This window comes from Paenibacillus helianthi (genome assembly GCF_001909055.1).
Classification (GTDB): domain Bacteria; phylum Bacillota; class Bacilli; order Paenibacillales; family Paenibacillaceae; genus Paenibacillus_AQ; species Paenibacillus_AQ helianthi.
On the sequence record NZ_LVWI01000055.1, the window covers coordinates 1 to 19037 of the forward strand.

General features: G+C 49.9%; 20 protein-coding genes. 10 read left to right on the plus strand and 10 right to left on the minus strand.

The genetic code is table 11. The annotated features are described in order from the left end of the window. Positions 1-204: hypothetical protein (locus A3844_RS33155; RefSeq protein WP_208619398.1), on the minus strand; the 204-nt coding region annotated here is incomplete at its 3' end. A gap of 320 nt (positions 205-524) precedes the next feature. On the opposite strand from A3844_RS33155, the gene A3844_RS20805 reads away from it, so the two are divergent. Both A3844_RS20805 and A3844_RS20810 read left to right on the plus strand, forming a co-directional pair. Continuing rightward, positions 525-935: a GNAT family N-acetyltransferase gene (locus tag A3844_RS20805; RefSeq protein WP_074108355.1), complete on the plus strand. Its 411-nt coding sequence runs from the start codon at positions 525-527 to the stop codon at positions 933-935. Positions 936-1121: 186 nt separating this feature from the next. Beyond that, complete coding sequence (locus A3844_RS20810) at positions 1122-1970, plus strand: GNAT family N-acetyltransferase (RefSeq protein ID WP_074108356.1); 849 nt, start codon at positions 1122-1124, stop codon at positions 1968-1970. Here A3844_RS20810 and A3844_RS20815 read toward each other — a convergent pair. Then, positions 1938-2825: a helix-turn-helix transcriptional regulator gene (locus tag A3844_RS20815; protein ID WP_143192118.1), complete on the minus strand. Its 888-nt coding sequence runs from the start codon at positions 2823-2825 to the stop codon at positions 1938-1940. The genes A3844_RS20810 and A3844_RS20815 overlap by 33 nt on opposite strands. A 346-nt stretch (positions 2826-3171) precedes the next feature. On the opposite strand from A3844_RS20815, the gene A3844_RS20820 reads away from it, so the two are divergent. The 4 genes from A3844_RS20820 to A3844_RS20835 all read left to right on the plus strand — a co-directional run bounded on the left by A3844_RS20820 (position 3172) and on the right by A3844_RS20835 (position 6238). Then, entirely contained in the window at positions 3172-3675 is a 504-nt protein-coding gene (locus tag A3844_RS20820) for a sigma-70 family RNA polymerase sigma factor (protein ID WP_074085883.1), read from the plus strand. Further along, positions 3668-4858, plus strand: a complete 1191-nt coding sequence (locus tag A3844_RS20825) for an anti-sigma factor (protein WP_074108357.1) — start codon at positions 3668-3670, stop codon at positions 4856-4858. The genes A3844_RS20820 and A3844_RS20825 overlap by 8 nt, the downstream gene beginning before the upstream one ends. Before the next feature lie 125 nt (positions 4859-4983). Beyond that, on the plus strand, positions 4984-5490 hold the full coding sequence (locus A3844_RS20830) for a metallophosphoesterase family protein (protein ID WP_074100762.1): 507 nt from the start codon (positions 4984-4986) through the stop codon (positions 5488-5490). A gap of 34 nt (positions 5491-5524) precedes the next feature. Next, the gene (locus A3844_RS20835) at positions 5525-6238 is read left to right on the plus strand and encodes an HAD family hydrolase (protein WP_074108358.1); all 714 of its coding nucleotides are present in this window, start codon (positions 5525-5527) and stop codon (positions 6236-6238) included. A gap of 99 nt (positions 6239-6337) precedes the next feature. On the opposite strand, the gene A3844_RS20840 is transcribed toward A3844_RS20835, so the two are convergent. Further along, positions 6338-7447 (minus strand): FAD:protein FMN transferase, encoded by a 1110-nt coding sequence (locus A3844_RS20840; RefSeq protein WP_074108359.1) that lies wholly within the window; start codon positions 7445-7447, stop codon positions 6338-6340. A 249-nt stretch (positions 7448-7696) separates the two neighbouring features. Between A3844_RS20840 and A3844_RS20845 the strand changes: the two genes are divergently transcribed. Both A3844_RS20845 and A3844_RS20850 read left to right on the plus strand, forming a co-directional pair. Beyond that, entirely contained in the window at positions 7697-8269 is a 573-nt protein-coding gene (locus tag A3844_RS20845; protein ID WP_074085878.1) for a TetR/AcrR family transcriptional regulator, read from the plus strand. Between the two features lie 102 nt (positions 8270-8371). Further along, positions 8372-10465: a YhgE/Pip family protein gene (locus tag A3844_RS20850; RefSeq protein ID WP_074108360.1), complete on the plus strand. Its 2094-nt coding sequence runs from the start codon at positions 8372-8374 to the stop codon at positions 10463-10465. Between the two features lie 119 nt (positions 10466-10584). Here the strand turns inward: A3844_RS20850 and A3844_RS20855 are convergent, their stop codons facing one another. Continuing rightward, on the minus strand, positions 10585-11517 hold the full coding sequence (locus tag A3844_RS20855; RefSeq protein ID WP_074108361.1) for a glycosyltransferase family 2 protein: 933 nt from the start codon (positions 11515-11517) through the stop codon (positions 10585-10587). Between the two features lie 285 nt (positions 11518-11802). On the opposite strand from A3844_RS20855, the gene A3844_RS20860 reads away from it, so the two are divergent. Both A3844_RS20860 and A3844_RS20865 read left to right on the plus strand, forming a co-directional pair. After that, positions 11803-13089: a glycosyltransferase family 4 protein gene (locus tag A3844_RS20860; RefSeq protein WP_074108362.1), complete on the plus strand. Its 1287-nt coding sequence runs from the start codon at positions 11803-11805 to the stop codon at positions 13087-13089. Between the two features lie 239 nt (positions 13090-13328). Next, positions 13329-14051, plus strand: a complete 723-nt coding sequence (locus A3844_RS20865; protein WP_074085874.1) for a DsbA family oxidoreductase — start codon at positions 13329-13331, stop codon at positions 14049-14051. A gap of 154 nt (positions 14052-14205) precedes the next feature. On the opposite strand, the gene A3844_RS20870 is transcribed toward A3844_RS20865, so the two are convergent. The 6 genes from A3844_RS20870 to A3844_RS20895 form a co-directional block, all read right to left on the minus strand. Further along, complete coding sequence (locus A3844_RS20870; RefSeq protein WP_074085873.1) at positions 14206-15786, minus strand: oleate hydratase; 1581 nt, start codon at positions 15784-15786, stop codon at positions 14206-14208. 150 nt (positions 15787-15936) lie between these two features. After that, entirely contained in the window at positions 15937-16518 is a 582-nt protein-coding gene (dhaS, locus tag A3844_RS20875) for a dihydroxyacetone kinase transcriptional activator DhaS (protein ID WP_074108363.1), read from the minus strand. 59 nt (positions 16519-16577) lie between these two features. After that, the gene (locus tag A3844_RS20880; RefSeq protein WP_074085871.1) at positions 16578-16973 is read right to left on the minus strand and encodes a hypothetical protein; all 396 of its coding nucleotides are present in this window, start codon (positions 16971-16973) and stop codon (positions 16578-16580) included. Positions 16974-17001: 28 nt separating this feature from the next. Further along, positions 17002-17517 (minus strand): hypothetical protein, encoded by a 516-nt coding sequence (locus A3844_RS20885; protein WP_074108364.1) that lies wholly within the window; start codon positions 17515-17517, stop codon positions 17002-17004. A gap of 187 nt (positions 17518-17704) precedes the next feature. Further along, positions 17705-18730 (minus strand): RluA family pseudouridine synthase, encoded by a 1026-nt coding sequence (locus A3844_RS20890; RefSeq protein WP_083606947.1) that lies wholly within the window; start codon positions 18728-18730, stop codon positions 17705-17707. A 106-nt stretch (positions 18731-18836) separates the two neighbouring features. Beyond that, on the minus strand, positions 18837-19022 hold the full coding sequence (locus tag A3844_RS20895; RefSeq protein ID WP_074108365.1) for a CLC_0170 family protein: 186 nt from the start codon (positions 19020-19022) through the stop codon (positions 18837-18839). Between the last annotated feature and the right edge of the window lie 15 nt (positions 19023-19037).

Here is a 19037-nt window from a genome sequence, read left to right on the forward strand (position 1 = left end):
TGTAAAGGAGCAAGAAACGGCGTCCACCTCCTGAGAGGCCGAACGAAGGAATGTAAGGGCAAAGACCCCGCGTGACATGGGAGGGTAAGCCGTCAGGAGACAGGTGTGGATATCCAAAGTGCGATCACAGAACGTATCCTTGGGTTGGGGATGAATCCCCCGCTCTCTATTCCCGCCACCGGCTTCACCAGAAAATAATGTCATCCTTACATGACTTCTCCAGCTCTCAATCTGTCTATGGCTGAAAATCTTAGAACGAGTGAGTAAACAAGAGTATTTATTAATTTATAGTGGGAGGACTATATAGGTAACTTCCCATTTACTTATTATACGTACTTCCCAATTACCTAAGTATTATGGTTTTGGCTGCTTTTACCGTGAATTGCAATTGGAGTTATGAAGGTAAGAGGACATTAAACTAACGGGCAGCATAGTTTAATTAAAGTCGTTATTTATTGTCCGTGCTTAACTGTGTTCTGTTAGAATGCCATTAGATACTAATGTGGCATAAAGGAGGAATAAAGTTGAGGATCGTTTTTGCAACTGACTCAGACTATGAATACATACGAAACCGTGACCCTCATATTTCAGAGAGCTTAATACTGTCAAAAATAAAGGGAAATGAGGTATACATTCTTCGTAATCCGGATGAAAGTAATATCGGATGGATGAGGTATGGATATTTTTGGGACAACACCCCTTTCCTGAACATGATTTGGGTTGATGAACAATATCGAGGCAAGGGGGTAGGAAAGCAAGTTGTCTTTTTTTGGGAAGAACAAATGATACAAAAAGGCTTCAATCTGGTTATGACGTCCACTCAGGCTGATGAAGGAGCCCAACATTTTTATAGAAAACTAGGCTACCAAGATGCAGGATGCTTAATACTTGATACACAACCTTTGGAAATACTCCTCACAAAAAACTTAATCTAACGGGAAACGATCGCTCAATAATACGTTATGTAAAATACACGCAAAGTAACTAAAAGAACGAAGTAAGTACAATGCCAGAATACTCACGCATTCAAACTTATTTGAAGGGTAATGAGAATAACTATAATAAAGTAATTGACCAAATAAAGAAAAGCCGAAACCACTGGAAGAGAGGAATGATAAAACATGATAGAACTAAAAACAAATGAGTACTACAAGATAAGTCATCTTATAGCTCATAAAGAAGAAGAATTTATTTTTGTCTTTGTTCAATCTGTTATTGATCTTAATCAAAGAGGAACGATATTCGTTAATAATTTTGACAATCCCACTGCCGGATTAGTTGCTTGTCGTGGGGGGAAGTATTATCTTTTTGGAGATGAAGAAGATCAAACTTTCAATCGCTCCTTGCTTGATTTTTTATCCAATCCCGATAACCACGCTAATTTTTATGATTTATATTTTTCTTCAAGTACTTGGCTCTCTATTATTAAAGCCCCATTGAATGACAATACAGTAGAGTTAAGAAGAACCCATTATATTTTTAGTGACACTACAACAGCCCCTGATGAACAACATGTTCAATCTGGAGCATTCCCTTTAACGAGAATTAATGAGAAGTTATATGAAAGATATGTAAAGGAAATTGATGATTCGTATGCCTTGCTTTGGGATTCAGCGGAGGTATATCTTGAAAGAGCATTTGGTTACTGTTTTTTGAATGAATCTGGTTTTGTAAGCGCATGTAACACCTTCTATTTGGGTGGAGGGTATATTGAACCAGACATAATTACACTTTCAGATTACAGGAAACAAGGTTTGGCTCTTACTCTGTGTCAGGAATTTATTAAACAAAGTAGGCAACGTAAGTTAATTCCTTATTGGGATTGTGATTCTGGTAATAATGCATCTAACCAGTTGGCTAGTAAATTAGGCTTTAATAAAGTTGGGGAAGTGCCGATATTATGGTGGCATGAAAACAAGCAAGTCATTTCAAATTATTTAATAAATTATAACTACAACAGTTTGGGGTAGTACCAGCGTAGCTGTCATCAGGGGCAAGGCCGCTTCAAGAAATTCCTTTAATTTGTGCTTTGTAGGCGTACCCGTGACAGGCGTATAGATACAGAAATGAAGGTCCGTATTGCCGTTCAGTCTGACGAAGGTGTTGATTTCAAACGCCAGCTCGCCTGCCCGATGGTTCAGGATGAACCGGCTCGCCTTTTTCTGCTGGATGTCGTGCAGCCGCCACAGGGTGCCGAATTCCTCGCATTCTTCTGCCAAACGTTCGACCGTATCCCTGAACCAAGCGTCACCTGTATGACGATCGTAATACGATCGAAACACCGCCACGGAGTTTGATGCAAATTCTCCCCAGTTCAAAATATGATTGCGGAAATACGGGTTCACGAAGAATATCCTTATGAGGACGCGTTCCTGGTCGGACATCGACTGAAAGTCGGTGATGATCTCACAAGCCGCCCGGTTCCACGCGAGCACTTCCGTTCTGTCATTGGCGATAAAAGCCGGGTAAGCCACTTGGTCGATAATGTCTTGCCACTCGGAATTTACACTATCCGTCCCCGGAGGAGGCACATCGGGCTTCTCCGAACTCCACAATTGGAGCAAATGCAGCCGTTCATCCGGGGATAATTGAAGCGCCCTTCCGATGCTTTCAATAACTTCCTTGGAAGCCGCCACCTCCCGCCCTTGCTCCAGCCATGTATAATAAGTGACACTCACTCCGGCTAGTATGGCAACCTCTTCCCTCCGAAGCCCCGGAGTTCTCCTACGGCCGAACGAATTCGGAATCCCGGCTTGTTCAGGCTGAAGGCGTTCCCTGCGGGACTTCAGAAATTCGCCCAAGACCTTAAATCTGCTGCTTTCCATAGAAATGTCAATCCTCCTTGACCTCATCATGTGGTGCCCTTCGACCGTTCAGACATCTTGACACTACTCATTAATAGCATCGAACTTCGCTTGGCAGATGACACTGAGCTAGCCGGTAATCTCTCGGATGCCTCGTTCATGCGGTTTGGATATGCTGAACCTCATGCTGCCAACCTTATTCTCTAGAAAAGCGATGGTGAATCAAATGATATCGTTCCCAAAACCACTTATTCCAACAAGTTCCCCGGTCTTCGCCCCGTTAGTCTTTAGGATGATTTTTCCTGATATGGAGGCGAAAATGTAACTTTTGGCGAATTCATACGTGGATAGGGTAAGGGGGGAGGGAATGGAGCCGAATTCGCTGGATGAGCTGTATCAGATCTATGTTCAGGATATATACATCTATTTGCGCTCCCTTTGTCATGATCATCACCTTGCCGAGGATCTGATGCAGGAGACCTTTTACCGTGCCTATCTGTACCTGGAAAACTGCCCGGAAGATAAGATAAAGCCCTGGCTGTTCCGTGTTGCGTACAATGCTTTTGTGGATGATATGCGTAAAGCGAAGAGGAGCATCATTACAGATGCGGATTATTTCAATAAGCTGGTCCACCCGGATACTACAGAGGGAACGCTGCTTCGTCAGGAACGTTTGGAGGAGGTAGCATTGTCTGTAGACCAGCTTCCGGAGAGGCAGCGTCATGCGCTTTTGCTGCATGAAGTGCATGGAATGTCTTATTTTGAAGCGTCAGAGATCATGGCGATCGGACTGTCCCAATACAAAATACTCGTATTCCGCGCCAGACAAACGCTGCGTGAAGTGGAGTGGAGGAGGAACGGCAATGAGTGAGGAGTTCAAGGAGAAGCTGCGGAAATACAGTGAAGGCAAGCTGCCGGAAGCAGAACGCAAAGAAATGGAGCACGAGCTGGAGAAGCTGGAGGCATACCAGGTCTATCTGGAGGAGCAGATGGAGCAGGAGGATCAGCCACCCGGGTGGCGAAAAGAAACCCTTTCCCCTCAGTCAGCTCCGCCGCCAGGCAAGGCCAAAAAAATAATCCGCCGGGGTAAATGGAAAGCGCGGATTGTAAATACGTTTACCGTGCTCGCGGCACTTCTGGCTTTTATGATCATTAGTACCATAATTACTACACTATTCTATAGCACAGGTGACCGGACAGACATCTACCGTGATGTTGTGTCCTCCGCCATAGCCGTCTCCCGGCCCAATACGATAGTAAATCTGAGTGCAAACGTCAAGAACCTTTTTAGAATGGAGTTATCTGGAAGGCTGCAGAAGCAAATCGGCGGGGAGCAGGTGGATGCCGGGGAATATACGCAGAATTATCTTTTCGGGTTGTCCGGTCCAGGTATGATGAATTGGACGGATATGAGGAACGCCGGGAATTATTATTTCTATTACCCGGATAAGGCAGCGGGCTCCGGCGGGGGAGTGGATGACCGTGCAGAGTGGACGAAGCTGCAAAAGCTTCCCGAAGGCACAGTGGCCGAAGCCTACTTGTCTTTCGATCAATTGTTCACTACAGATACGCTGCTGAAAAAGCTTGAACCGCTGAATCTGCTGCCTGTGTGGTTTGCTGCCGATATCGGCCCGATGTCCGGAAGCGCGGTTGCCACTGCTCCACTCGGGTTCCCTTACATGCCCATGTGGCATGAGTCTGATGCGAAAGTTCTGCAGGAATCCAAGGAAAAGACAGGCTGGTTCAGCAGCGTGAGCTCCAGAAGTGTGGCGTATCCGTCCGTTGAATCCTACGGGGATGGCAAACTGCGGGACGAGAACTTCATCAAGACGCTGCAGCTTCTGCAGCAGCATAACTCGCTCACCCTCAAGGCTGCCCCATTCCTCCAATTGGACGGAGCGCTCAGCTATCTGCAGAAGCACGGAGTTCAGCTCTATGGAGCTGTTGTCACCGGACCGGTAAAGGAATTGTTAAAGCTAAAAGAGGAACCCTGGGTCAGCCATATCCGTATCGGGGAAGTGCGTCTATGGAACTGGCGGGACCGGGGGAAATGAACAGTTGATATAAGCCGTTTCTGCGCTTTATGAAATCCTCACTGTAACTGCTGTACTTGCTTCTCGATCCTACAGATCGTACAATTATCTGAAAATTAGGTTTCGCAGATTAGGAGCTGAAGCAGATGAAGGTAGGAGTGGTATCGGATACGCATCTCTCAAGCAGAGCCAAGGGGCTGCCATCCGTGCTTATGGAGGAATTCAGCAAGGTGGATATCATTCTCCATCTGGGCGATTGGGTGTCGCTGGAGATTTATGATCTTCTGGCAGAGCTGGCCCCGGTGGAGGGGATCGCCGGCAATAACGACGGAGGAGAGATAATCAAGCGGTTCGGGGAGCGCAAGGTCGTTACGCTCGAAGGCAAGCGGATCGGAATGATTCATGGACATGCCCCCTATTCGCGCAAGGGAACCGACGGCAATGCGCTGCTTGCTTTTGAAGGAGAGCAGGTAGACTGCATTCTCTTCGGCCATTCGCACCAGCCGCTGCTGCGGCAGGAGGGTGAGATACTGCTGTTCAATCCCGGATCACCTACAGACAAGCGGCGGGAGAAACAATACTCTTTCGGCCTCCTCGATATTGAAGAAGGCAAAATCAGCGCACGCCATATTTTCTACGATTCTAAGGAATAATTACATTTGTGAAAAGAAAGTTAGGAGCGTTAACGTGGATAACAGCAATGGGAAGCTAGCCATATTTTTTGATCTGGATGATACACTGTACGACCATCTGGTGCCTTTCCGGGAGGCGGTGCGCGAGGTACTGCAGCCGGACGAGACCTATTTGATCTATGCGGATCTCTTCTACAAGGTAAGACATCATAGTGATTTGCTCTGGCCGAAGTATCTGCGGGGCGAGCTTGCGTTAGAAGAAACGCGGGTGCGGCGGCTGGAGCTGGCTTTTGCGGAATATGGCATAGAACTGGAACGCGAACAGGCGGTGAAGATACAGGCAGCCTATATCGGCCGACAGTACAGTATTAAGATGATTGAGGGCGCGGCTGAGCAGCTTCAGCGGTTCATCTCCCTCGGCCACAAAGTAGGCATCATTACGAACGGCCCGCAGGACCATCAGATGAGCAAGCTGCGCGGACTCGGCGTAGACAAGCTGATCCCTGAGAATATGATCTTTATCTCGGATGCGGTTGGACTGGCTAAGCCAGACCCGGCAATTTTTGCCCATGTGAATAAGGTAACAGGGACAACGGCCGAGCATTCACTCTACGTAGGAGATACGTGGGATAATGATGTGGTTGGTGCGCTTGCGGCAGGCTGGAAGGTGTGCTGGTATAATCCCCGCGGCCGTCAGCCGGGAACGGAGCATAAGCCAAGCCATATTTTCACCAGTTACCGGGAATTCAGCGAGCTTCCATTGATTTGAATCCCCATCCTTATATACTATACGCAGCAAAAAGAAAGCGGCGGAGCCCAGGCTCTGCCGCTTTTGCTGTTATCTGCTGATTCTACTAACAGGTGATATTTAATTGGCAAAAGTGTACGTAGGATCAGTCAGCTGCAATCGATCCCGCAGTCCCGAGGTCGCGTAAATCTTGTTGTCGTCCGTGATGAAGAAGGCATCGATTTTTTCCGGCAGCGACTCAAGATATTTCATGCCGTCCTTCAGACCCATGAGAAACACCCCGGTGGATAGGGCATCCGCATCCGTTGCATTGGGGCTCATAATCGTAATGCTTTTCAGCCCGTTCTGGGATGGGAAGCCAGTACGCGGATCAAGAATGTGATGATAACGCACACCATCCTGTATGAAGAAACGTTCGTATACACCAGAGGCGTCGATGACTTCGTCAGAAATCTTAATGGTTCCCAGCTGCGTACCCCGGCTCTGGTCAGGGTCCTGCAGACCAATGTTCCATGGAGTGCCGTTAGGCTTGTTGCCCAGGGCAATAATGCTGCTGCCCCCAAGGTTGATCATCGCGCTGTCCAGACCCTGCTTTTTCAAATAATCTGCAATCCGGTCGGCTGCATACCCTTTGCCGATCCCGCCCATATCCAGCACCATGCCTTCTTTGGCCAGCTTAACCGTTTTCGCGGCATCGTCCACAATTACATCTTTATAGTTGGTCAAGGCTTTGGCTTTGTCGATATCCGCCTGAGGTGGAACCGATTCTCCGCCGCTGCCGATATTCCAGAGATCTACAAGCGGACCGATGGTCGGATCGAACAGCCCATTCATTTTTTCGGCATATTTCAGCGACTGCTTGACAATATCCAGCGTTTCATCGGAGACAACAACGGCTTCTTTACCAGCAGCTTTATTCACGGCATATAGTTCTCCACCTTCTTTAGTCCGGCTGAACTCTTTATCCATGCGCTCCAGCATTTGCTGAATGTCATCCATATTTTTCTGTTCTGCCTTGTCGCCGAACACCTTGATATTCACGACAGTATCATAAATATAAAACGTCTGCTCCAGGGATTTCGTTCCCCCATCCGTAGCAACCTTTGCACCGCCGGAGGTTTCTTTGGGACTGCTGTTCTTGTCCTTATTATTGCTGCAGGCTGAGACAGCAAGAGCCATGACAATGACGAGAGCGAACAGGACAAGTGCCGATTTTTTGTTCTTAAACATATTCCACCATCCATAAAGTTAGTTTCTTGATCACATCTTTTTTATCATACCCCAGATATGGAGGCAATGGATACTTATTTCATAACATTTTGGGCATAAGAAATAGATGAGATTCATACACCAGAGTGAATTTAATTAAAATTGTTGTCATTTGGGCGCAGACATGTTAAATTGTTTTATGACCGACTGACCAAAATAAAAATTTAGTCAAAATTAGACTGATTCTTTAGAAGGAAAGGAGCTTGAACCATGTCCATCGACCGCAAAGCATTAATCCTGCAGGCGGCGACAAAGTCCTTTGTGCAGTTTGGCTATAAAGCCACGACTATGGATCAAGTGTCCAAGATCGCCAATGTAGGTAAGGGTACGATTTATACCTTTTTCAAAACCAAGGAAGAGCTGTTTGAGGAAATTCTGGACAAGGCCTCCCAGGAGCTGACCTCGGTTATGAACCGTTTGGCTTCAGAAGATCACACGTTTACTCAAAAGCTGCTCAATCTGCTTGACTCCATTTTGGAATTCCGCTCGGACCATGAGCTGTTCGTCAAGCTGGCGCAGGAGGTGCGCGATATCGGTACCGTCCAGGCACTTGAAGGGGTCAAACGGATGGAGGAATATGCGCTCGATTTTCTGCGGCAACAGATTGAGCGTGCCATCCAGCGGGAAGAAGTGAAGCCGTGTGATCCAAGTGTGGTGGCGTTTATGATCCTGCGTTTATATCTGGCTTTGACTACTGAATGGAACAAAGGGCATGAGCCCCTGGACAAAAACCGGATTAAGGAGCACATGATTTTGTTTATTTCGAAGGGTATTCTCGTGTAGAAGCCAAGCCACCCGGCCTGAAAAGGCTATTTTTTTCCGATAATAATGATTGATTGTGAAAATTTTCATGAACTTACAAAAAAGAGATAGAAGGTGCCGGCAATGAAAGCTATTACTGTATTTCTGAAGGATTTGAAAATCCTGGTGACGAAGCCGATGCTTGCGCTCACTTTGCTGGGTGTTGCGGCATTGCCGATGCTGTACAGCGGTTTTTTGGTCGATGCTTCATGGGACCCCTATGGCAATACGGGCAAGCTGCCTGTGGCCGTGGTCAACCAGGATAAGGGAGCTGTCTACGAGGGCAAGACCATGGACGTGGGCAAGGATTTTGTCGATGAGCTGAAGGATAATAGTGATTTCAAGTGGGATTTCGTTGATGCGGCTGAAGCGGAGGATGGCATGGCCCATAACCGCTATTATATGACGGTTACTATTCCTGCCAACTTCTCGGAAAATGCGACTACCTTAACCGAGGATCATCCGGTCCAGGCAGAGATTGTGTTCGAGCCGAACAGTGATTATAACTTTGTGGCCGGGCAAATCGGCATCAGCGCGATGAGTAAACTGAAGTCGAAGCTGTCTACCCAGATTACGGCGGCGTATACCCGAAGCATGTTCGAGCAGGTAGACACGATCTCTGAAGGCCTTGGGAATGCCGGCGGCGGTGCAACCGAGCTTAAGGACGGAGCAGGGAAGCTCACTAACGGGCTGACCACGCTTAAGACCAATCTGAACAAGCTTGCCACAGGCACTTCTGAGCTGCAAAGCGGACTGAAGCTGCTGTATAACGGGGCGGGTAGTCTGAATCAGGGCTCAGGCACGTTGACTAAAGGGACGACGGACCTTGCTAGCGGCTTAAGCCAGCTGGCCAAGGCCCAGCAGCAGCTGCAGGATGGTGCTGTGAAGTCACAGAACGGCGCGGCGCAGTTAAAAGAAGGACTGCTGGCTTCGCAGAATGGCAGCAGCCAACTCAAGGAGGGGCTGACTGCATCCGAAGCGGCCAGCAGCCAGCTTGCTGCCGGTGCAGATCAGGTCGCCAAGGGGCTGGAGCAGATGATGGCGGCTACACCCGGCCTGCAGGAGAGTGAACAGTTCCAGCGGCTGCTAGCCGCAAGCCGTCAGGTTGCCGCGGGTAGTCAGCAGCTGCACACCGGGCAGGCACAACTGCTCGCCGGCAGCACGCAGCTGGACAAGGGACAGCAGCAATTGGCCCAAGGCGCCACACAGCTCAGTGATGGCGGTGCTCAGCTGGCCGCAGGAATGCAGGCCTTCGGCAAGAAGCTGGATGAGGCTAGCAGGGGCGGAAGCAAGCTGGCTACCGGGGCAACGGCGCTCAACAAAGGCGCGTTGCAGCTGAAGCAAGGACTAACCAAGCTGACTGGAGGTGTGGACGGTCTCTCGGAAGGCGCCGTCAAGCTGAATGATGGGGCGGGCGAACTGAAGGACGGTGCAGGCAAGCTGGCCAGCGGCAGCGGTGAGCTGGCGCAGAAGCTGAATGATGCTGCAGCAGACACCTCCAGTGTGAAATCCGGGGATAACACCGTGAATATGTTTGCTGAACCGGTGAAGCTGACAGAGAAGACCGGTCACAAGCTGGATCACTACGGACTGGGAATCGCTCCTTATTTCTTATCGCTAGCCCTGTTTGTGGGGGCGCTCGTGTTCACCACTGTGTTCTCGCTGCGGGACTCGAATGTGCCGGGGGCTTCGCCGATGGGCAGATTCGTCAGCCGGACGCTCACCTTCGTAATGGTAAGTATTCTCCAATCGGTTCTTGCCGATATAATCTTGCTATATGGTCTGAAGCTGGAAGTTCAGAGCGTTCCCCTCTTCTTCCTGTTCTCGCTGATTGTCAGCTTCACCTTCACCATGATTGTGCAGGCCTTGGTTACCTGGCTGGATAATCCAGGGCGTTTCCTGGCGATTGTCCTGATGATCTTCCAATTAACCTCAAGTGCAGGCACCTTTCCGCTGGAGCTGCTGCCCAACTGGATGCAGAAGGTCAATCCTTGGCTCCCCATGACGCATAGCATCGTCGGTTACAAGGCGATTGTCGGCACCGGTGACTACGCGCTGATGGGACAGCAAATCATATATTTGCTTACCTATGCTGTAATTTCCCTAGTGCTTACATTCCTGTATTTTGCCCGCCAGACCAAGCGTACCACAGCTGCTCCGAAAGAGCTGACGGCTTGAGCAAAGGGAAGCACAGAACCACAGCAGACATGCAAGCAGGCATACAGGAAAAACTCCCGCCCCTGAAGAAGGGGAACGGGAGTTTTTCCTGTATTATTTAGAAATTAAGATTTATTCTGTTAGTCCAGCATATATTCGCGGTACTTATCCTTACGGGGATTCAGTACAAAGAGAATGCCGCTGACATAGCCTGAAACTGCATTGAAGTTGCGCTTCAGCGTAAACTTACCGGTAAGATAAGTCAGTGTCCACAGCAGCGCGGCGTAATTTTTCACCGGAGCTTTGCGCAGATTCAGCAGGTAATAATGATTGACCGCCGTCGCCCGTGCCACACGTCCTGCTTTGTCGCGGGAGCTTGGAGACTCATGGTGGGTGATTTTCATATCCGGGTTGATTACAAGCTTGCCGTACTTGCTGGCCAGATGACACATATAAATATCGTCAGCCACAGCATAGCTGGTCATCCAAGGATAAGGTTTCATGTCTTTAAGAGCCGAAGCGCGGAATGACATATTGCAGCCATGGAAAAAATCCGTCTCAAAGGTGTCCCGGGTTTCTCCCCAGAGCAGCAGGGAGCCGGCAAGGGTGCTGGCAGACAATCTGCCTGGCGAAGCCGACATTTGGAAGGTCAGCAACCCGAGCAGTTTGCCGGATCTGCTGCTGGCCATGCCTTTGGCCATGCCGCCTACACCGACGATCGACTTGTCCGCCGCGTAGGTATCCAGCATCCGGCGGATGTACAGCGGATCATCCAGTTCGGCATCGTCGTCGAAGCTGAGCAGAATGTCTCCGTTAATGAGTCCGAGTGCCTCATAACGGGACAGCCAAACGCCGGGTTTGGTTTTGCGGTAATAACGCAGCTCTGCCTGAGGCATCCGGTTCAGTACTTTGCGGAAATACTCCAGGACAGACTCTTCAATATCACCATCGTCCACAATCAGCAGCTCTATCGAGACATCTTCGAGTTCGGTCTGCCTGCCGATGGACTCAATGCACAACGTAAGATCTTTGATCCGGTTGCGCGTGGGAATGACTATAGACACATCATGCATGCCGCTGACTCCTTCCGGGACGCCTTAGCGTCCGCTTAACGAGAATATAATGCACCGAAAGTTCTTGTTGCTCTAAGTTTACCCCCCTTCAGGTAGGCCGTATATACCACTTTCGTTTACTTTTTTTTATAGCGTTTGCGATTATAATTATTAGGAAATAAGTTGCATTTGATTTTAAGTAATATGAACTATGCTTACAAAACTTTAAGCCTATGCTTCCTAAGTTAGTTTTGCGAAGTGCGTTCAAGGAGGCTTATCCTATCAAAACTTTAAGGAGGAGACGTTATGCATGTCGGGATCTTTATGCATACTAATTACTTTGAAGATTTCTTCGTGAAGGGCCTGGGTCTCAGTGAAGAGGAATATGTAAGTTCGTATCATAACGATTTTTCATTCGATTATGCGCGTCTCTTGCACACCAAAGGCATCCGTACCACTATTTATAACTTCACCCGTGTCGGTGATGAGGTCAGAACTTACCAGCATGGCATGGTGGATTGCACGGTTAAATTCATCCCTGTAGGGAGACTTTATAAAACGTACTGTCTGATCCCGCACTCGCACCGGACGCCCATTGGTAAATTTATCTCCCAATATATCTCTACCATTCAAAAGGATCTGGCCGGGATTCTGCGCGGGGATGGGATCAATCTGATCTATGCCCAGGAATATGCTTCCGGACGTTTTGAACGGCTGGCTTCAACGGCCAAGCAGCTGAACATCCCCATCATAGCCGCATACCACGGAGGCAGCATTCATAAATGGATATTGCCAATCAAAAAACATACGCTGCACAAGGCTTCCTTTCTGACTACACTTAATGAGGATGAGCAGAAAAGCATGGTAAGCCATTTCCCGCACATCGCGGACCGGATACGGCTGCTGCCGAACTTTGTGAATTCGGCGATCTTTTACAAGCGGGACAAGGAAGAGGCAATGACGGCGCTTGGCCTGGACCCGGACAGCAGATATATTATCACCGTAGGGCGATTGTTCGAGCATCAAAAAGGACATTCTCTGCTGGTTCAGGCCATGGAGCAGTTGCGTTCCATTCCGGGCCTAAAGGTGCTGATCGCCGGCGGCGGGCCGGATGAGCAGAGCCTGAAGGCACTGATTGCTGAAAAAGGTCTTGAGGACCGTATGATTCTTCTCGGTACGATCCGCAACAAGGAGGTCCTGGCCAGCTACTACAGCATTTCCGAGCTTTTCGTACTGCCTTCACGGTATGAAGGGCTGCCGCTGGTCATTCTGGAAGCTGGTGCCTGCGGGCTGCCGACGGTTGCCTTTAATGTAATGGGGGTACGCGGGCTGGTGCAGCATGGGGTGAACGGCCTGCTTGCTGAAGGGCTGAGCCCGTCCGCACTCGCTGCCTCACTCGATACGTTGCTAGCCAATCCGGAGCTGCGTGCAGAAATGGGGGAAGCCGCCTTGCAGATCGTCCGCTCTGACTATTCTGAGGAGATCATCGGTGCCAGGCTGTATAATTTGCTGCAGGAGAGTCTGGGGCTTGACCCTTTGCCGGCCCAATTTGGCGGGGACGGCTTTGCAACGAAGCTGAGCACCCCTGTCTGAACAGCCCGAATACAACGTGGTAACGTGTGTAGAACCTAATATAAACTGATCCTACAGCGCTCTGCGCTCCGCAAAGAATGCCGGCAGGCTTTTTGCGGAGTGAGGCGCTTTTTTGCGGATTCGGTACATATTTGGAGAAGGTAAGGCCGAAGGTGTGAAATATACTTGTAATTTTCGGTTTTTAACTATACAATTGTAAGTGACAAATATTTAGTTACTTAACTTTAGGAGGAATCCCTATGAGAATAGATGTATGGTCCGATAATGCCTGCCCGTTCTGTTATATCGGCAAAAGACGACTGGAGAACGCATTGAGCCAGTTCGAAGGCCAAGACAAGGTAGAGGTGGTCTTCCGCAGCTTCCAGCTCGATCCGAATGCTCCGGTTCAGGCAACCATGGATATTTATGATATGCTGGCTGCCAAATATGGCATGACCCGTGAGAAAGCGATAGCGACGAACGTTCAACTCGCAGAACAAGCCAAAGGGGTTGGTCTGGATTTCAACTTTGATATCGTGCAGAATACAAACACGTTTGACAGCCACCGTTTAGGCCACTATGCTGCCGCCAAAGGCAAAGGTCCCGAGATGTCCGAGCGGCTGCTGGCGGCTTATTTTACCAATGGGCATAATTTGGCAGACCGTCAGGAGCTAGCTTCCCTGGCTGCCGAGGTTGGACTGGATGCTGCAGATGTAGCGGCTATGCTGGAGACAGACGCTTATGCCGATGCGGTGAACACTGATATTGCGGAAGGACAACGGCTGAATATCACAGGCGTACCTTTCTTTGTCTTCAATAATAAATATGCCGTTTCGGGCGCTCAGCCGGGGCCGGTATTCTCCGAAGTATTGGATACAGTCTGGGCTGAAGAGAAAAATACACCTGAGCTTCAGGTTGTCGGTAAGCCCCAGTCCAAAGCAGCAGATGCCGAGGGCTGTGACGACGGCTCCTGCAGTATCTGATTTTGAATACCCGACCGAAACCAGGGCATCCTGTCTTGGACCGGATGAATGAATAGTGCTTACATGAAGCTGCACAAAAGCCCCCTCCCGTTAGAAATGGCTAACGGTGAGGGGGCTTTTGGATGAAGGGAAAAGCAACGGCTACGGTCAGCAGTTATCTGAACGAAGTCACAAAGCTCGTAAACAACGTCCGCACATCATAGTGATGCTGCTTGATCGGTTCCACAGGGCGGTTCACACCCATCAGCGTGTACACGGCAATTCTGGCGGCCCGGACGGAGTATTCCTCGGTGAATACCACGTCGTCCGGGATCTCGCAGTATTGGCCGACAAAGGCGAGGTTGGTTGACCCCGCTGGAACGACCTGCGGCCGGTCGCTGTTCAGCCGCGGCATGAACTGGGAGGTAATGTATGGCATCATGCAAGGGATACAGCTCACGGTAGCCATGATCTCTTCCTTGTGCGCTTCGAAATGAAGGTGGCCGATCAGCTCCTGCATAATTTCTTCCCCGGTACAGTCGCACATTCTCTTTTTTACGAAATCGCCGACCTTGTCCGGATACAGCCCGTAGCCCCAGAATACCTTGACATGCTCTGGTTGATTGCGGAAATGTGGCTGGAACGCCAGCACCACAGACATGAACCAGCTGGAATCCTTGAAGGTGACAAGAGCGCCTGTACCGGCCCGGTTGCGTGTGAACTTTTCCATCAGATCAAAGAATGCCGAGTCCTGGAATGTTACGGTGAACGATTCCCATTTCGAGCCGTCCACATGATCGTCGAAAGGGGAGGGATTGCCGAGACCCGGTTTCTTGGCGGCGATGTTCTCCCATAGCTTCCAGGAGCTTCCCTTGCCGTTCAGGCCCGGAGCGGTTGTCATCGAACCGAGGCTGGAGCCTTCGGTCATGGAGCCGTTCGTAATGATTACGCGGTCTTCTTCGCCAATCTCGATGACATCCGGAACACCTTGGCGCAGCACATGCATTTTCGTAACTGTAATGCCTTCGCCGTCCTTGAAATCCAGATCGGTGACTGTACATTTTAGGGTGAAATCTACGCCAAAAGGCTCAAGGTACTTGTGCAGCGGCAGAATAATGGAATCATATTGGTTATAAGGAGTACGGGTGACTCCTTCAAGCGTTTGAATGCGCGGGAATTCATGCATGAAGCGGATCATGTATCTTTTGAATTCAACCGCACTATGCCAGGGCTGGAAGGCGAACGTCGTTGCCCACATGTACCAGAAATTCGTCTGGAAAAAATGAGGACCGAACCAGTCGTTGATCCGTGCCTTGCCCATTTTGTCTTCGGGAGTGATAATCAGCTTGCCCATAGCCAGACGGTCCGCCATGTCGAAGCCCATCGATAGTACATCCTCGACTTCACCTTCCCGGTTAATCAGACGGGCATTGGAGTGTGTAGGGTTGGCATCATCGAATGCTGTAATTTCCTCCCGCAGCGATTGCCCCGGATGGTCGATCGAAGGAATGGTGCTCAGGAGCTCCCAGAGATTCTCGTAGGTTTCATCGTTCAGCATCCGGCCGCCCCGGATGACATAGCCTTGTTCACCGCTGCCCGAACCGTCATTGCTGCCGCCGAGGATTTTCATCTCTTCAATAATGTGAATGTTCTGTCCGGGGAAGTCGCAGTCTCTGACGAGGTAGGCCGCACCTGCAAGGGATGCAATACCGCCGCCGACAAAATAAACCTGGCTGTTACCGTACTCTTTTTTCACTGTGAGTCGCCTCCATAGGGTTGCTGTTTGCTGTTGCTGTCCCTAATGTAAACCAAGGCTGACGCTGAGGGTATGGTCAAAAGTCTGCAAGTGTATGAAATTTGGTCACTTGAGGTAAAGTGTAAGGTTTTCCGACGGAAATCGCCTCTCTTAGAGATCGGTAAGACCGTTTCCACTCGCATATTGATGCAGCGCTTTGGCAAAGTTCCCCTCAATGAGCACACTGAGCTTATCGATGATCACCTTCGGCTCTTCCTTCATGCCGCCGCGCATCCACTGGATCACAAGTCCCGTAAAAGCCAGCGTATAGAAATTGGCAATAAACCGCTTGTCCTCACCGCTAACCTCCAGGTCACCCGCGAGTTCTTGAATAACCCCCATAATCAGGTCATTCGTCACTTCATACAGATACGCATCGAGATGTGTTCGGCCCAGAGAGTCCAGCGTATTGCAGCAAAAGGCTTTATTGGCTCCTATATAGCAAAAGATCCGGTAAAACCCGTCCGTCCACGTGCTGTAACTGCGGTACTGGGCGATGCTCTCCACAGCTTCTGTCTGATAAATCCAGCCCAGCAGCTCAAAAATATCCTGGAAATGATAATAGAACGTCTGACGGTTCAGCCCACAATCATCCACTAGATGCTTAACGGAGATTTTGTTCAGCGGGGCATGCTCCATCAGGGCTTTCAGCGAATGGGCAAGGGCTTTTTTGGTCAGAAGGGAATTGGACATGGGCTACCCCCTTATCATGTGGTCCTGATGGTTGACAAAGCTTCGTTGTTCAAAAGGAATTATGCGCCGTGCCTGCGTCTGGCCAGCCAATAAACCCCCTCCGTGAGCAGGCCGGCCGCAAAGCCTCCAAGGGTGAACATGGCAAACGTGAGAAAGCCCGCCAGATCCTCCCATCCGGACATTTCCCGGTAGGTGTAGAAGATCATGAGTCCCAGCCCGATCAGAATCCCTGCCGTGGTAATCAGCCACACCAGCCTTGCGCCGAGCCAGCCGGAGCCGTTCACCATGATGGACACGCCGAGCGCAAGCACGGCATAACGGCCGAGGAGGAGAGCACTGAATTCCTTGTCCAGCAGGATAAAACGGTGCAGAGTCAGCAGCAGCCACAGAAGAAGGGCATAGACGGGAAACCAGATGTACCAGCGGTTGCTTTTGGCGGTTGGCAGGAAACTCATGAACCCATCACCTCATTTATAGGAATATTTAGATGTCTTCCAGCTCCTCAGCGCTTTGCAAAAGAAACTTTAGAAGATTGGGGATATCCTCCATTTGATCTTCGGTAATTTGTCTCTTGAACTGCAATTCGATGCAGTTGTTGTACGTATCGCTATCCTGTCCGTAAAGGTAACTCAGGGATTGAACAGGCTGGAAATCAGGTCCCCAGATCGCGGAGAGGACATCCTCAATCGCCGGACACTGGACGTTAACATCCTCGATTTCCAAATAGAAGCGCAAAAGAAGGCCGCAGCCGGGATCGCTGCCCGGAGTTTCCAGAATTTCATCACTGAGCTCCTTCACAGAGGAGAGCAGCACCACCTCGGAGGTGACATTTCTGCCATCGGTCAGCTTGAAGGACAGGCTGAACTCCCGGGACATCAACGCGAGGTTCAGGAGATCGGTCCGGTCTGTTATCACTAGAATGCCGTCCAGATTATCGTAGTCGTAGAGCTGGTTTTCAAAAGCAATTTTAATATTGTCAAAGACAGTAGGATGGAACATGAATGGCACCTTCTTATGTTTCTCTATATTGTATCATGACGCCAATTGCTGCGAAAATGTTGCTGGACCAGAGGCACGCCCTATGCCGAATGAAAGGGGTGCTTATCCCACTGATCAGCCGGATAAGCACCCCTTTAAGGATGAATGGAAGCATTTAATCCTGTCCATTTGCGGTTCGTAATAAACTTTAGTTCGTTGGTGCAGGTGCAGAATATTTCAGGAACGTCTTCGGGATGGCACTCTCAAAGGTGAGCAATTCTCCCGTGGTCGGATGTACAAAGGAGAGCACGCGGGCATGCAGTCCAAGCCGGCCCACAGCTTTGGTCTCTGCACCGTATTTTTTGTCGCCGGCAATCGGATGTCCGATATCGGACATGTGCACACGGATCTGATTTTTGCGTCCGGTCTCCAGGTGCACCTCCAGCAAAGAGAAGTGACGGTTGGCCTGAATAAGCTTGTAGTGGGTCACGGCGTGCAGGCCATCCCCTTCATGGGGGCTGGAATACATTTTGAGCGTCGAGGTTTCCTTCAGCCAGGAGCTGATGGTTCCCTCCGGTTTTTTGACAACACCTTCGACAAGAGCTACATAGGAACGTTCCTTCACCGTGTCTTTCCACGTATTCTGCAGCATTTGCTGAAGCGGTTCACTCTTGGCAAACATCATTACCCCGGAAGTGTCGCGGTCCAGCCTGTGTACCACAAAGACGCGGTTTTGGGGGTTGCTAAGGCGTACATGCTCCATCAGTTGACGGTAGGCGGTCAGTTCATTGTCTTCGCCGGTGGCGATGGACAGCAGACCCGCATCCTTTTGAATGACAATCAGATCGTCATCCTCATGCACAATCGTCAGTCCGATCATTTCCTTCACCTGGGCCGGCTTTTCCTGGTCAATGGTAACGGTCTGGCCGGGGTGCAGCTGGAAATTATGTTTGGTCACTGCCTTGCCGTTCACAGACACCTGCCCCCGGGAGAGCATAGATTTGATGGAATTTCTTCCACGGCCTGTAACGGTCTTCAGCAGAAAAGCCAGCAGCTCGGCAGGTTCGGCCACTGTATACGATTTAACTGGAGCGGGTGTCTTGGCTGTGGCCCCCGGCTTGCCGCCCGTTTTGCTATTAGAGCTTCTTATGCCGGACTTAGGCTGAACCTTGGCGTTCGTTCCCGGCCTCGCGCCGCGTTTGGAACTATCTTTGGGATTTCGTCTTGTATTCATGGAAGCATTCTCCGTCCTCTAATAATGTACTCCTCAATATACCATGAGCAGTTAAGAAATACTACGGAGCGCCGGGAGTGGGGTTCATCAGGCTGCTGTAGGGCGGCTATATCATCATAATCCGCCAGGCGACGACGATTAAGGCAATACCGGCAAAGCACCATCCCAGTGCGGAGGCGTATTTTTTTTCCCTTACCCATCCGCTGGATTTGTAGATATTCCGGTCTACAGTGAGCAGCATCAGTGCGGAGAACATCGCAATGGCGGCGGAACTGGAAAATAGACTGACCATGAGCAACTCCCCGTT

Coding starts and splice junctions, on each gene's coding strand:
- A3844_RS20810 (WP_074108356.1), top strand. CDS start 1,122: ATGATAGAACTAAAAACAAATGAGTACTACAAGATAAGTCATCTTATA.
- A3844_RS20815 (WP_143192118.1), bottom strand. CDS start 2,825: ATGGAAAGCAGCAGATTTAAGGTCTTGGGCGAATTTCTGAAGTCCCGC.
- A3844_RS20820 (WP_074085883.1), top strand. CDS start 3,172: ATGGAGCCGAATTCGCTGGATGAGCTGTATCAGATCTATGTTCAGGAT.
- A3844_RS20825 (WP_074108357.1), top strand. CDS start 3,668: ATGAGTGAGGAGTTCAAGGAGAAGCTGCGGAAATACAGTGAAGGCAAG.
- A3844_RS20830 (WP_074100762.1), top strand. CDS start 4,984: ATGAAGGTAGGAGTGGTATCGGATACGCATCTCTCAAGCAGAGCCAAG.
- A3844_RS20840 (WP_074108359.1), bottom strand. CDS start 7,447: ATGTTTAAGAACAAAAAATCGGCACTTGTCCTGTTCGCTCTCGTCATT.
- A3844_RS20845 (WP_074085878.1), top strand. CDS start 7,697: ATGTCCATCGACCGCAAAGCATTAATCCTGCAGGCGGCGACAAAGTCC.
- A3844_RS20850 (WP_074108360.1), top strand. CDS start 8,372: ATGAAAGCTATTACTGTATTTCTGAAGGATTTGAAAATCCTGGTGACG.
- A3844_RS20855 (WP_074108361.1), bottom strand. CDS start 11,517: ATGCATGATGTGTCTATAGTCATTCCCACGCGCAACCGGATCAAAGAT.
- A3844_RS20860 (WP_074108362.1), top strand. CDS start 11,803: ATGCATGTCGGGATCTTTATGCATACTAATTACTTTGAAGATTTCTTC.
- A3844_RS20865 (WP_074085874.1), top strand. CDS start 13,329: ATGAGAATAGATGTATGGTCCGATAATGCCTGCCCGTTCTGTTATATC.
- dhaS (WP_074108363.1), bottom strand. CDS start 16,518: ATGTCCAATTCCCTTCTGACCAAAAAAGCCCTTGCCCATTCGCTGAAA.
- A3844_RS20880 (WP_074085871.1), bottom strand. CDS start 16,973: ATGAGTTTCCTGCCAACCGCCAAAAGCAACCGCTGGTACATCTGGTTT.
- A3844_RS20885 (WP_074108364.1), bottom strand. CDS start 17,517: ATGTTCCATCCTACTGTCTTTGACAATATTAAAATTGCTTTTGAAAAC.
- A3844_RS20890 (WP_083606947.1), bottom strand. CDS start 18,730: ATGAATACAAGACGAAATCCCAAAGATAGTTCCAAACGCGGCGCGAGG.
- A3844_RS20895 (WP_074108365.1), bottom strand. CDS start 19,022: ATGGTCAGTCTATTTTCCAGTTCCGCCGCCATTGCGATGTTCTCCGCA.